The 13,004-nt window shown below is 44.5% G+C and carries 12 protein-coding genes and 1 pseudogene; 12 read left to right on the forward strand and 1 reads right to left on the reverse strand.

Translation table 11 applies throughout. The features are described 5' to 3' along the window. Window positions 1–339 precede the first annotated feature (339 nt). The 7 genes and pseudogenes from ACDJ59_RS02875 (at window position 340) to ACDJ59_RS02905 (ending at window position 5,279) form a co-directional block, all read left to right on the forward strand. The gene (locus ACDJ59_RS02875; RefSeq protein ID WP_413407571.1) at window positions 340–819 is read left to right on the forward strand and encodes a DinB family protein; all 480 of its coding nucleotides are present in this window, start codon (window positions 340–342) and stop codon (window positions 817–819) included. A gap of 42 nt (window positions 820–861) precedes the next feature. Then, window positions 862–1,290 (forward strand): GNAT family N-acetyltransferase, encoded by a 429-nt coding sequence (locus tag ACDJ59_RS02880; protein WP_164783343.1) that lies wholly within the window; start codon window positions 862–864, stop codon window positions 1,288–1,290. 33 nt (window positions 1,291–1,323) lie between these two features. Then, window positions 1,324–2,196, forward strand: a complete 873-nt coding sequence (locus ACDJ59_RS02885) for an aminoglycoside phosphotransferase family protein (RefSeq protein ID WP_413407572.1) — start codon at window positions 1,324–1,326, stop codon at window positions 2,194–2,196. A 136-nt stretch (window positions 2,197–2,332) separates the two neighbouring features. Beyond that, on the forward strand, window positions 2,333–2,680 hold the full coding sequence (locus ACDJ59_RS02890) for a hypothetical protein (RefSeq protein WP_081746078.1): 348 nt from the start codon (window positions 2,333–2,335) through the stop codon (window positions 2,678–2,680). Window positions 2,681–2,919: 239 nt separating this feature from the next. After that, window positions 2,920–3,921 (forward strand): annotated as a pseudogene (locus tag ACDJ59_RS02895) (endo-1,4-beta-xylanase). Between the two features lie 203 nt (window positions 3,922–4,124). Then, entirely contained in the window at window positions 4,125–4,295 is a 171-nt protein-coding gene (locus ACDJ59_RS02900) for a hypothetical protein (RefSeq protein ID WP_413407573.1), read from the forward strand. A gap of 165 nt (window positions 4,296–4,460) precedes the next feature. Continuing rightward, on the forward strand, window positions 4,461–5,279 hold the full coding sequence (locus ACDJ59_RS02905; protein ID WP_036617166.1) for a purine-nucleoside phosphorylase: 819 nt from the start codon (window positions 4,461–4,463) through the stop codon (window positions 5,277–5,279). Window positions 5,280–5,396: 117 nt separating this feature from the next. Here ACDJ59_RS02905 and ACDJ59_RS02910 read toward each other — a convergent pair whose 3' ends face one another. After that, window positions 5,397–6,473, reverse strand: a complete 1,077-nt coding sequence (locus ACDJ59_RS02910; protein WP_101314524.1) for a LacI family DNA-binding transcriptional regulator — start codon at window positions 6,471–6,473, stop codon at window positions 5,397–5,399. A gap of 540 nt (window positions 6,474–7,013) precedes the next feature. On the opposite strand from ACDJ59_RS02910, the gene ACDJ59_RS02915 reads away from it, so the two are divergent. From ACDJ59_RS02915 to ACDJ59_RS02935, 5 genes are all read left to right on the forward strand, one after another. Then, a complete protein-coding gene (locus tag ACDJ59_RS02915; RefSeq protein WP_244988247.1) occupies window positions 7,014–7,874 on the forward strand; it encodes an ABC transporter permease in 861 nt (286 codons plus the stop codon). A gap of 16 nt (window positions 7,875–7,890) precedes the next feature. Continuing rightward, complete coding sequence (locus tag ACDJ59_RS02920) at window positions 7,891–8,772, forward strand: carbohydrate ABC transporter permease (RefSeq protein ID WP_036617174.1); 882 nt, start codon at window positions 7,891–7,893, stop codon at window positions 8,770–8,772. 118 nt (window positions 8,773–8,890) lie between these two features. Then, window positions 8,891–10,435, forward strand: coding sequence for an ABC transporter substrate-binding protein (locus ACDJ59_RS02925; RefSeq protein WP_413409703.1), 1,545 nt, complete (start codon window positions 8,891–8,893; stop codon window positions 10,433–10,435). A 25-nt stretch (window positions 10,436–10,460) separates the two neighbouring features. Beyond that, window positions 10,461–11,933, forward strand: coding sequence for a glycoside hydrolase family 32 protein (locus ACDJ59_RS02930; protein ID WP_413407574.1), 1,473 nt, complete (start codon window positions 10,461–10,463; stop codon window positions 11,931–11,933). A 28-nt stretch (window positions 11,934–11,961) separates the two neighbouring features. Next, the gene (locus ACDJ59_RS02935) at window positions 11,962–12,849 is read left to right on the forward strand and encodes an ROK family protein (protein WP_413407575.1); all 888 of its coding nucleotides are present in this window, start codon (window positions 11,962–11,964) and stop codon (window positions 12,847–12,849) included. Window positions 12,850–13,004: the final 155 nt, after the last annotated feature.

Genomic DNA, 13,004 nt, shown 5'->3' on the forward strand with positions numbered 1-13,004 from the left:
ATCTGGCATCTATTTAAATGTACTTCTATATTTGTTCAATGTTCTGTTTATTTATGCAGGAATTCATGTGATCTTATATATAAAAAAGAAATTAACTAAATAAATTGAACTGAATATTTACACGAAATGGAGAGGACAGAAAAAACCTGAAGAAGCGAAGTGTTCGCCTTTATCCCCGGAGTTTCCCATTATAAAATGAATCAAAAAAATCTGGGGATAACAGCGATCGGAAGGTTGTTCTGTCATCGGAGTGGTAAGTGTAAACATTCGGAGGATACCTTTGCCAATACAGAATTGATCAAATCTCTATGAAAAACATCGATAAAGGGGAATATACCAATGGAAACCTTCTTTCGTTATAACTGGATGGTACGTGAGCAATGGTATGTGTGGTGTGAAGATGTGCCGCTTGAAGAATTGCTTCGGCCTCGCACGGGCGGAGTAGGCAACATATTACAAACATTATTTCATATCATTGATGTAGAGTGGAGCTGGCTTCAGTTGCTTCAGGGCAAACCGGATGATGCGGAAAATTTTGCAAACTACCAGAATCTTGAGGCGGTAAGGCGACACGATCGCAAGTTACGTCCTGATGTGGAGGCGTTTGTTACAGCATGGGAGTCGCGTATGGAAAAAAGAGCTTATATTGATCATCGCTCAGCTGGCAAGGCCAGTACAGATTCATGGGGAGAAGTTATGCGACATGTGATCGTCCATGAGATTCACCATATGGGACAGCTGTCAGTATGGGCCAGAGAATTGGGCAAACAGCCAGTATCCGCCAATGTCATTGGCAAAGGCCTGATTATACCTGACTAACAAGGAGAGAGCGGCATGACATGAATGAACGGAGGAGAAGTGATGATTCATTGCAGGAGAGCTACGATTCAGGATGGCGAAGTGATGAGCCAACTATCCCATCAACTGGGTTATGTCAGCACAACTGAAGAAATCAAGGAGAGACTAACTCTTCTCTCTTCCTTACCAGACCACTATGTATGTGTGGCTGAGATTGATTCGAGGGTCGTAGGCTGGGGCCATGTACAGGGAAGACATTCCATTGAGAGTCCATCTTTTGCCGAGATTGGTGGACTAGTTGTGGATGGGATTCATCAAGGGATGGGGATTGGTAAGATAATCATGAGCGAATGCGAGGAATGGGCTCGGGTTAACGGCTTTGATAAGATTCGGGTACGTTGTAACGGAAAAAGGGAATCTGCACATCGGTTTTATATAGCTATCGGATATGAAGAGAAGAAATGGCAGAAGGTATTTGATAAACGATTATAATCTAATCTTGTGTATCATGGAAGGAGGAGAACGATGACGATTCAACTTAGCCAGATGAATTGGGTAGAACTGGATGAACGTATCCAGCAGGTGATGGAACAGGAGTATCAGATCATTCCCTTGCCACCCGGGCTGGAAGCGAGTGTGATGAGAATCGAAATGGAAGATCAACGGTACGTATTGAAAGTCTGGGACAAGGATTCTAAACCGGATATCGCCAAACAATATCGATTATTGTCCAAGCTTTATCAAAGTGGAATTCGTGTTTCTAAACCCTACGGTTGGGGATTAGACGAGCAAGAGAATCAAGTGCTGTTAACGAGCTATAATGGGAAGCCGGTTACCCAATTAACACCAACCAAAATGACACATTTGGCTGAGCGATTAATGGAGGTCCATCGTTATCCGGTGAATGAAGTGAGTACTGGAGAAGATGAAGAATACATATTCAGGTACGATTTTGTTCAATACTTTTTTCATCAAATTGAATTACATGACGATATAAATGATCTTCTGGCAAACTTGATCCAGCAGGTCCAGATCAGACAGGACCGCTTGATTCATGGCGATTATTATCTGGGAAACATTCTTGAGATGGACGACCATTACACCATCGTCGATTGGACTAATGGGCAGTATGGTGATCCAAGGTACGATATGGCATGGTCTGTGTTTCTGATCACCGTCTATAATGGGGAAAGTTATGGCGAGATGTATCGCGCTCAATTTGCACGTTCTGCAAGTTATACGTACACGCTGGAAGAGGAGCAGGTTTTTGAAGCTGTAGCTTGTCTTCGCTGGATTCTGTTAAAGCGCGTTGGGGATGTACCCATGGGGCCTAATGTAATGGAACGGGTTCACAGCATGGCTATCCATAATCCGTATTTGAATGAACATCTGCTGTAATCGTAATACGGGGATACACAATGACGACAGTATACGATTAAACGAGGGTAGGTCCACATTTTTGCAAATAAAATAAACAGTCAGTCCTAAACTAGCGATCCTCGCATACCTATGATAGTAGAGGAGCGTGATCGATATGGAGCAGAAAGTGCAAACCTACTTTGAACTGAAACAGCAGCAAAAAGATATTGAGCAGCAGTTGTCTGTACTACGAGATGAGATTGTTGCGTATTGTGCAGAACAAGGGGTCTATGAGACGCAGGTTGGTGGTTACACCGTGAAAACAGTGCTTCAGAACCGGAAGGAATACGATGATCAGAAGCTGTATGCTTCTCTTCCAGACCCGGACATCTGGCGATTGTTGTCCAAGGTAGACAGCCATAAACTGAAAAGCCTGATCAAGCTGAACATTCTGTCCGAGGAACAAATTAACCCGGCATGCACAGTGAAACAGGTGACCTTGTTACAGGTGGACAAGCTGTAAGGCTTCATATCCTCTTTGTATATGAGTTGAATTTAATTGAACAGCCCGATCACAAAACACCTTCCGAGAAATGTTCTGTTTAGATGAGCAGTCGGACATACGTGGAGGTGTTTTTGTTGTGCAAACAGGGCCGAGGATCATAAATAGTTAAATATGAGGGGGAAGAAGTATAATTTGTTCATTGTAAGCGTATTCAACAAACGATATGATGGATAAAAAATGGCAGGGAGGAATTGTAAATGCCAACTGAAATTCCATCACTACATGCTGCGTACGCTAATACGTTCAAAATAGGTGCTGCTGTACATACCAGAATGTTGCAGTCTGAAGCGGATTTCATCGCCAAACACTTCAATAGCATCACGGCTGAAAATCAGATGAAATTTGAAGAAATTCACCCGGAAGAGAATCGTTATGATTTTGAGGCGGCGGATAAAATTGTTGATTTTGCTGTTGCCCAAGGGATTGGGGTGCGCGGACATACTTTGGTCTGGCATAATCAAACATCGAAATGGGTCTTTGAGGATACCTCAGGTGCTCCCGCTTCCAGAGAGCTGCTATTATCTCGCTTGAAGCAACATATTGATGCGGTAGTAGGTCGGTATAAGGGGCAAATATATGCGTGGGATGTCGTTAATGAAGCTGTTGAAGATAAGACCGACCTGTTCATGCGGGACACGAAGTGGTTAGAGCTGGTGGGGGAAGATTATTTGCTGCAAGCGTTCAGTATGGCTCATGAAGCTGATCCAAATGCTCTTCTTTTCTATAATGACTACAATGAGACGGATCCGGTCAAACGGGAGAAGATCTACAATCTGGTTCGGTCTTTGCTTGACAAGGGAGCGCCTGTACACGGGATTGGGTTGCAAGGGCATTGGAATATTCATGGTCCTTCGATTGAGGAGATCCGAATGGCTATTGAGCGTTATGCTTCACTGGATGTGCAGTTGCATGTTACGGAGCTGGATATGTCCGTGTTTCGTCATGAGGATCGTCGAACGGACTTCACCGCGCCAACTTCAGAGATGGCTGAGCTACAGGAGCGTCGATATTAAGAAATCTTTAATTTGTTCCGTGAGTATAAATCATCCATTACCTCTGTGACGTTCTGGGGAGTAGCGGACAATTATACCTGGTTAGACCATTTCCCGGTACGCGGACGCAAAAACTGGCCCTTTGTTTTTGATCAGCAGTTGCAGCCTAAGGAATCATTTTGGCGTATCATTAACCCTATGTCCTGAAAATCAGGGAAGTGGAGAGAATCGGTCACGATGTGGCCGATTTTTTGCTGTAGTCAATATAGATTATACAGTGCGGCTATCTCGTTCGTGATTGAACACTACGCTTGTATATTTGTAAGTATATGGTTTTTTTATGGAAGTTTATGATAGGGTAAAAGAAAGGCAATCTCGAACAATATTCTTTTCCGAAATGAGTTGAGAAGATGGAACGCACCCGCAATTATCTGTTAATATTTGCAGGAAACTTGGTCGCTGCGTATTATATTTTTGAAGAAGGTACTTTTGCCAAACCGCTGATGTTTGCTACATTGATGCTGTTGCTGATCATGACAATCGATTACATGAAAAGTAGAAACAAATATACATTGGAATAGGGTATGTCCATGTTTTTAAACGATTCTGGAGCATAGGGTCGTTTTTTTATTGTATATAGAACAGCTTCCATTTACATCATGAGAATTGTTCATTACACTTGATGAGTAACACCTCATTAACTCAGTTTTCGTTAACTCAATTCAGATCATCAGGAGGATATCATTATGCATCAATCCGCACATATTCAGGAAGCAAGAGATTACATATTAAACCGAATCCATACCAAACCTGCCGTAGGCATGATTCTGGGTTCGGGACTGGGAGCGCTCGCGGACGAGATTGAAAATGCGACCGTTATCCCGTATACAGATATTCCGTATTTCGCCCAATCGGAGGCTATCGGTCATGCCAATGAATTGGTTATTGGTGAACTGATGGGCAAAACGGTTGTAGCGATGAAAGGCCGCCTTCATTATTATGAAGGTTTTACATTGGACGAAGTGACTTTCCCCGTTCGGATCATGAAGGCGCTGGGTGTCGAGCAATTGCTTATCACCAATGCCTGCGGAGCCATCAACACAAGCTTTGAGCCGGGTCAACTGATGCTCATTACAGATCATATTAACCTGGTAGGCAATAACCCGTTGATGGGACCGAATAATGCTGAACTGGGTGTTCGTTTTCCAGACGTATCACAGGTATACAATCGTGAACTGCGCAGTATTGCCCTTAAGGTTGCAGAAGAGCAGAATGTTGGCCTGCAGCAAGGTGTCTATGCATGGTGGAGTGGCCCGGCATATGAGACACCAGCGGAGATTCGCATGATTCGTACGATGGGTGCGGATGCAGTGGGTATGTCCACGGTACCTGAAGCCATTGTTGCCATTCATGGCGGTATGAAGGTACTAGGCATTTCCTGTCTGACCAACATGGCCTGTGGTATTCTGGATCAGCCGTTAAGTCATGATGAAGTTATTGAAGTGGCTGCGCAAGTGAAAACAACCTTTATCGGACTTGTAAAAGGCATCTTGAAAGAGATTTAATCGCGAGATGATTTTTGTCTAGGCGCGATGGATAGGATAGAGTTTCCATCCAGCCAAATCGAAACCACAAAAAAACGTATGCTTCACGAGTTGTTACTCGTGAGACATACGTTTTTTTTATTTTGCAGAACTATGAACCATCTGAGAATGATCGGCCATGATTGCTGGTGTGGACTCCCTGATGATGGGTTTGGTCACAATGTGGGAGACCTGATACGGCTGTGTCGGGCTATTAATCCGGGATAACAGCATCTCCGCAGTCTTAATGCCCATCTCATTGCTATAAATATGAACCGTCGTTAATGCAGGCTCAATAATTCGAGATTGGGGTGCATTATCGAATCCGCATATCGCAATATCCTGTGGCACAGCGACATTTCTGTCTTTTAACGCTCTAATCAGATCAACTGCTATAAAGTCATTAGCGCATACGTAAGCGGAAGGTAGGGAGGCCAGCTCTGCCACTCGCTGGTTCAACCATCCTGGCTTGGAGAAACACAGGCGATCATTATCTACGATGCAATGGGACAGGTCGACCTGCAACCCCGCCTCCAGCATAGCACGCTGATATCCAACCCATCGTTCATTAAAGCTCTTGCAGTGATTGTAATCTCCGACGAATCCAATACTTGTGTAGCCGCTCTCAATTAATTTTGTGGTTAACTGATAGATGCTATGTTCATTCTCCATGAGTAGCAGATCTGCTTTGAATTCGGGATAACATATGTTGGAAGCGCAATCGATAAAGATGGTGGGAATGCCCAGATCGGTAATCAGCTGTGTATATTCCAGATCAAATAATTCAATGCAAATGATGCCGTCTACTTTGGCTATATCAAAATTGTTGGGAAGTGTAAGTGTATCTTGATCGTCTTCACGCACGATATGAATCGAGAGATTGTATCCCTCCGCACTGATTCTTTTCTCCAGACCACTGATTAACAACGAACCAAAGTGAGATGTATTAGGCAGGTTTTCAGTTAACAGGGCGATATTACCCGGAGCCTTGGTTAGAACATGCTCATTGTCCATATAGGCAAACTGTTTATATTTAAGTTCAATTGCTTTTTTAATTACACGATTTCGGGTTTCATCCGGGATGTTTCCGCTATCATTTAATGCTTTGGAAGCCGTATTCCTGGAGATCCCCAAAGCATCAGCGATGTCTTGTATCGTGACTTTTTCCTTTGCCATCTAATGCTTCACCTCTAATCATCAATAGTCATCCATATTCTTCTCTAAGTCAAATGTATAATAGAACGGGACAAATAGCAATCTCTGTTTTACAAATGCACAATTACATTTACATTTAGATAGTCGAATTCTATTTTCATAATTGTTCCAGAAGTTTTGTTAATTAGTGTAACAATGATAATCTATTACAGTAATGATATAGAAATATCTATGCGGGTATTAACGATTCAGTGCTGTATATATGCAAATTTAATCCTCTTTAGTTACATTAATGCAAAGATGAAATGATCAAATGCACAAATATTTTTTTACAAAACGTATTGACTAAATCCGTTGAAACCTGATAAATTGTAAATTATCAAATAGGCAATTGTAAATATTGAAAGCCCTTACTGAAAACAATTGTCAACTTCTAGAATGAACGGGGGTATCGTGTTGGATAACATAGCCGACAGCAAAAAGGGCGAAGGAAGGGTACTGAAAGTGAGGACGACAAGCGGTCATAGGTTGCAGCAGCTCAAAAAAAATTACTTTTTATATATGTTGCTTGCACCAGCCTTAATTTTGACTCTTATCTTCAAGTACATTCCGATGTACGGGGCCATCATTGCGTTTAAGGATTTCAGTCCGATCAAAGGCATCATGGGCAGTGATTGGGTAGGACTGAAGCATTTCGAGAAATTTATAGCTTCACCCAATTTCGATATCATTTTAATGAATACGCTTAAACTCAGCTTTTTGGGATTGATATTCAGTTTCCCGGTGCCCATTTTACTGGCACTCATGCTGAATCAGGTACGCAAAGCTGGCATCAAGAAAAATATTCAATTATTTCTGTACGCACCCAATTTCATCTCGGTTGTTGTTGTTGTGGGTATGCTGTTCATCTTCCTCTCACCGACAGGGCCGGTTAATCAATTAGCCACATGGATTACAGGTCAGCCAATCATGTTCATGTCTGAACCGGAATATTTCCGCTGGATCTACATTTTGTCCGATATCTGGACCGGAGCGGGTTGGGCTTCCATTATATACGTCGCGGCTTTGGCCAATGTTGATCCGGAGCTTCACAATGCGGCTAATCTGGATGGAGCCAATCTCCTTCAGCGTATTCGCCACATTGACCTTCCAACGATTCGTCCGATTATGGCTATCGTTTTTATCCTTGCAGCTGGGGGTATTATGTCCATTGGATTTGAGAAGGCCTATCTGATGCAGACGTCCATGAACCTGCCTTCCTCCGAGATTATTGCCACGTATGTCTACAAGGTGGGGTTACAGTCTGGAGATTACGCTTATTCTGCGGCTGTTGGATTGTTCAACTCGGTTATCAATGTGATTTTGCTGGTGACGGTGAATTTGATTGTGAAGAAATTGAATGAAGGCGAAGGCCTCTATTAGGAAAGGAGTATTATCCATGGTTGTTAAACACACGGGAATGGATCGATTGATCCTCACACTCAATGCCATCTTTCTCACCTGTGCTGTACTGGTTGTGGTTGTTCCCCTGATTTATATTGTTATCGCCTCATTCATGGACCCCACGGTGCTACTGAATCGTGGACTGTCCTTTAATGTATCGGACTGGAGTCTGGACGGATATCAGATGATTTTGTCCAATCCAGCCATGATTCGGGGGTTTGCAAATGCGGTATTGTACTCGGTTTCCTTTGCACTGATCACCGTGACCGTATCCATATTTGCAGGTTATGCATTGTCGGATGATAGGCTCGCGGGACGTGGATTTTTCATGATTATCTTTATCATTACAATGTTCTTCGGCGGGGGATTAATCCCTACTTATCTACTCATACGTAATCTCGGCATGCTTGATACGGTGTGGGCGATCATCATCCCTGGAGCCGTTAACGTCTGGAACATCATTCTCTCCAGAACCTTTTTCAAAGGAGTCCCTCGAGAACTGAAAGAAGCTGCAAACGTGGATGGCGCTTCTGAGATGAAGATTTTCTTCCAGATCGTCATTCCGTTGTCGAAACCGATCATTTTTGTACTCGCACTTTATGCGTTCGTTGGGCAATGGAATTCCTATTTTGATGCAATGATCTATCTCGATAATCCGAACCTGCATCCGTTACAGCTCGTTCTGCGTTCCATTCTGATTCAGAATCAGGCTGCACCGGGCATGATCAGTGATCAGCTCGCGATGGCAGAACTGAAACGGCTCTCCGAGATGATTAAATACTCAGCGATTGTCATTTCGAGTCTGCCACTCATCATCATGTACCCGTTCTTCCAGAAGTATTTCGAAAAAGGTGTCATGGTCGGTTCCCTCAAATAGTGAACAGCCTGCGATACAGTAAGTTGATCCAATCCAACTCATGGAGGTCATTATTATGAAAAAAGTGAACAAGTCCAGAAAAGCCGTTACAACGGCATCCATTTCCATGTTATCTGCAATGATCTTTCTAACCGCCTGTGGCGGGGGTGGAGGCGGCGCGGCAAGTGAGGCGCAATCCCCTGATGGCAAGGTGACATTGAATTTTATAACACAGAGCTCTCCGCTAGCTCCCGCTGATCCAAACGACAAGTTGATTAACAAGCGACTGGAAGAGAAAACCAATGTGCATATCAACTGGAAGAACTATACGAGTGATGTGTTTGCAGAAAAAAGAAATCTGGCGGTGGCCAGCGGTGATTTGCCGGATGCCATTTTTGATGCAGGTTACGGGGATTATGATCTCCTGAAACTGGCGAAGGACGGGGCGATCATTCCACTTGAGGACATGATTGAACAACACATGCCCAATCTGAAAAAGGTGCTGGAGGAAGCTCCCGAATACAAGAGCATGATCACGGCTCCAGACGGACATATTTATTCATTCCCATGGATTGAAGAACTCGGAAGTGGCAAACAACGGATTCAGTCAGTGGATAACTTGCCCTGGATTAATGTGGAATGGTTGAACAAGCTTGGACTGAAGATGCCAACGACAACCGAAGAACTGAAAGAAGTATTAATCGCGTTCAAAACTCAAGATCCAAATGGCAACGGTAAGGCCGACGAAATTCCGTTATCTTTCATTAACAAACCGGGCGGAGAAGATCTGACATTTCTCTTTGCGGCATTTGGACTCGGAGAGAACTGGGATCATACCGTGGTAACCAATGATGGGAAAGTGGTCTTCACAGCAGCTGATGAAGGCTACAAGGAAGCAGTTAAATACATTCATGAGCTGGTTAAGGAAGGCCTCGTGGATGTCGAATCGTACCAGCAGGATTGGAACACGTACCTTGCGAAAGGCAAGGATAACAAGTACGGCATGTATTTCACTTGGGATAAGGCTAACATTACAGGCATGAATGACACGTATGATGTTCTGCCTCCGGTTGCCGGGCCTAACGGAGAGGTCAATGTCACAAGAACAAACGGCATTGGGCTTGATCGTGGTCGCATGGTCATTACCAGCAGCAATAAAAACCTGGAATCCACAGCGAAGTGGGTAGACCAACTGTACGATCCGCTCCAATCGGTGCAGAACAACTGGGGTACCTATGGAGACGAGAGTCAGCAAAATATTTTTGAATTCGATGAAGCCAAAGGGATGCTGAAGCATCTTCCGCTGGAAGGATCTGCACCTGTGGAACTCAGACAAAAAACCAGTATCGCAGGACCATTGGCCATTCTCGACAGTTATTATGACAAATACACAACCAAACCGGAAGATGCGGCTTGGCGCATGGAACTTCTCGACAAGGTTATGGTTCCGCATATGAAAGCGGAGAACGTATATCCAAGTGTGTTCTTCTCCATTGATGAACTGGATCGATTGTCCACGATTGAGACCGATCTCTTCGCCTACGTGTTACGTCTGCGTACAGAATGGTATCAGAACGGGAAAATAGATCAGGAATGGGATGCTTACTTGAAAGAGCTGGATCGCCTTGGATTGCAAGAATGGCTACAGATTAAACAAGCAGGATATGACCGTAATAACAAATAAAGAAAAGTACGGAGGAGAAACCATAATGTCGACAATTCTTAAACAAGATTACAGAAATGAATACCATTTTTCACCGAAAGAGAAGTGGATGAACGACCCGAACGGCATGGTGTTTTTCAATGGGGAGTATCACTTGTTCTATCAGTATCATCCGTTTGGTACTACATGGGGGCCGATGCATTGGGGGCACGCGGTAACCCGAGATCTTGTCACTTGGGAGGAACTTCCTGTAGCTCTGGCACCGGATGAACATGGCATGATCTTCTCCGGCAGTGCGGTGGTGGACTGGAACAATACTTCCGGATTTTTTGAAGATGAGCCGGGGTTGGTAGCCATTTTTACACATCATCTGGAAGTACCAAATGAGCATCCTATTCAGCGTCAGAGTCTGGCGTATAGCAAAGACAACGGCAGAACCTGGACCAAATATGAGGGGAATCCGGTATTAACGCATGAGTCCTTTGTCGATTTCCGTGATCCCAAAGTGTTCTGGCATGAGCAGACCAAAGAATGGATTATGATTATCGCTTGTGGTCAAACGGTATGTCTGTATCGTTCTCCCAATTTGAAGGATTGGACGCTAGGAAGTGAATTTGGCGAAGGGATCGGTTCACACGATGGCGTGTGGGAATGCCCGGACTTGTTCCCGCTTGCAGTGGATGGAGATTCAGGGCAGGTGAAATGGGTGATGCTCGTTAGCATCGGTGCAGATCCTGCTTTTAAAGAAGGATCCAGAACACAATATTTTACCGGAGATTTTGATGGAAGTACATTTGTCCCAGATGAGGCATCCCATACGATTCGCTGGATTGATCATGGTCGGGATAACTACGCGGGAGTTAGTTGGTCTGACATTCCCGCTGAAGACGGCAGACGCCTGTTTATGGGGTGGATGAGCAACTGGATGTATGCCAATCAGACGCCAACCAATGATTATCGTGGAGCAATGACCATTGCACGGGAGCTGTCACTGGAGACAAGATCCGGAGAAGTAATACTGATTCAACGTCCTGCACGTGAACTTGAGCAAGCCCGTACGCCAGTATTGTCCCTACAGGATGCTTCGATTCAGCAAGTGAGTGAGCAGTTGAACGCTTTGCAACTAGTGAACTATGAGATCCATGCAGAGTGGACTCCAAATCAGTCGTTCCATTTTGCCTTAAGAAGCGGAGCTGACAACGAAACGCTGGTTGGCGTAGATGCCAACCGAGGGGAAGTGTATATCGATCGTAGTGGATCGGGTATCGGCGATTTTCATGAACATTTCCTGAGCCGCCATGCAGCTGAGTTAAAAGATGTAAATGCGAATCAAAGTTTGCGTATCTTTGTAGATCAATCATCTGTGGAGGTATTTGCAAATGATGGTCAAGCGGTTATTACGGATCTGATCTATCCGGATGTGGATTCCAAGGGCATCTCTGCTCATTCCGAAAATACTGATCTGGTCTTCTCTTCACTTCATATCTATGAGATATCACCAACCAAGGCTAAAGGTTAATTGTAATGAAGGAAAGGAGCCCAAAACGATGCGTATTGGAGCGATAGAAGCGGGCGGAACGAAGTTTGTATGTGGTGTAGGTAATGAGCATGGACAGATTGAAGATCAGATCAGCTTTCCAACAGAACATCCGGAGACCACTCTTGCCAAGGTGATCGAGTATTTCAGGGATAAAGATGTGGAAGCCTTGGGGATCGGCTCCTTTGGTCCGATTGATCTGCAACCGGATAGTCCCACCTATGGTTATATTACGACCACACCTAAGCCTGGGTGGGAAAACTGTAACGTGGTTGGAACCTTGAAGCATGAATTTCCAGTTCCTTTTGGATGGGATACGGATGTGAATGCTGCCGCGCTCGGTGAAGTGACGTGGGGAGCAGCGCAAGGGCTGGACAACTGTGTATATTACACGATTGGCACAGGTGTTGGTGTTGGACTTGTGGCAGGGGGCCAGCGAGTCCATGGATTGTTACATCCCGAGGGTGGACATATTCGCACAAGACGCCATCCAGACGATCACTTTGCTGGATTATGCCCGTATCATGGCGATTGCCTGGAGGGGATGGCTGCAGGACCAGCCATTGAAGCTCGCTGGCAGATCCCTGGCAGTGAACTGCCGGCAGATCATCCGGCGTGGGAGATCGAATCCTTTTACATTGCGGAGTCGATTACTACGGCCATCTTGCTTCATTCGCCGCAGAAGATCATCTTGGGCGGTGGAGTGATGCAGCAAGATCATCTGTTTCCTATGATCCGGGAGCAGGTAGTGCGGAATCTCAATGGTTATGTAAATGCTGCCCCAATCACGCAACATATCGACCAATATATTGTGCAGCCCGGATTGGGCCAGCATGCAGGCCTGTGTGGTGCGCTAGCATTGGGTCTGGAAGCATTACAACATGCAGCACAAGCGTAACTTGCTTTGTAGTTTTCTTAAATAATCTACATCCCAGAAGGGACGGTTGCGGTTCGCTTATTTGTATAAGCAAGACTGCACCGTCCTTTTTGGGCTTTTTTATTTTTTGAGGAGTTTAATATGTTTGAAAAAAATAGTACATTCTAAAATCCGAT

It is taken from the genome of Paenibacillus amylolyticus, from assembly GCF_047302515.1.
Classification (GTDB): domain Bacteria; phylum Bacillota; class Bacilli; order Paenibacillales; family Paenibacillaceae; genus Paenibacillus; species Paenibacillus amylolyticus_G.

Coding starts and splice junctions, on each gene's coding strand:
- ACDJ59_RS02875 (WP_413407571.1), top strand. CDS start 340: ATGGAAACCTTCTTTCGTTATAACTGGATGGTACGTGAGCAATGGTAT.
- ACDJ59_RS02880 (WP_164783343.1), top strand. CDS start 862: ATGATTCATTGCAGGAGAGCTACGATTCAGGATGGCGAAGTGATGAGC.
- ACDJ59_RS02885 (WP_413407572.1), top strand. CDS start 1,324: ATGACGATTCAACTTAGCCAGATGAATTGGGTAGAACTGGATGAACGT.
- ACDJ59_RS02890 (WP_081746078.1), top strand. CDS start 2,333: ATGGAGCAGAAAGTGCAAACCTACTTTGAACTGAAACAGCAGCAAAAA.
- ACDJ59_RS02900 (WP_413407573.1), top strand. CDS start 4,125: ATGGAACGCACCCGCAATTATCTGTTAATATTTGCAGGAAACTTGGTC.
- ACDJ59_RS02905 (WP_036617166.1), top strand. CDS start 4,461: ATGCATCAATCCGCACATATTCAGGAAGCAAGAGATTACATATTAAAC.
- ACDJ59_RS02910 (WP_101314524.1), bottom strand. CDS start 6,473: ATGGCAAAGGAAAAAGTCACGATACAAGACATCGCTGATGCTTTGGGG.
- ACDJ59_RS02915 (WP_244988247.1), top strand. CDS start 7,014: ATGTTGCTTGCACCAGCCTTAATTTTGACTCTTATCTTCAAGTACATT.
- ACDJ59_RS02920 (WP_036617174.1), top strand. CDS start 7,891: ATGGTTGTTAAACACACGGGAATGGATCGATTGATCCTCACACTCAAT.
- ACDJ59_RS02925 (WP_413409703.1), top strand. CDS start 8,891: ATGATCTTTCTAACCGCCTGTGGCGGGGGTGGAGGCGGCGCGGCAAGT.
- ACDJ59_RS02930 (WP_413407574.1), top strand. CDS start 10,461: ATGTCGACAATTCTTAAACAAGATTACAGAAATGAATACCATTTTTCA.
- ACDJ59_RS02935 (WP_413407575.1), top strand. CDS start 11,962: ATGCGTATTGGAGCGATAGAAGCGGGCGGAACGAAGTTTGTATGTGGT.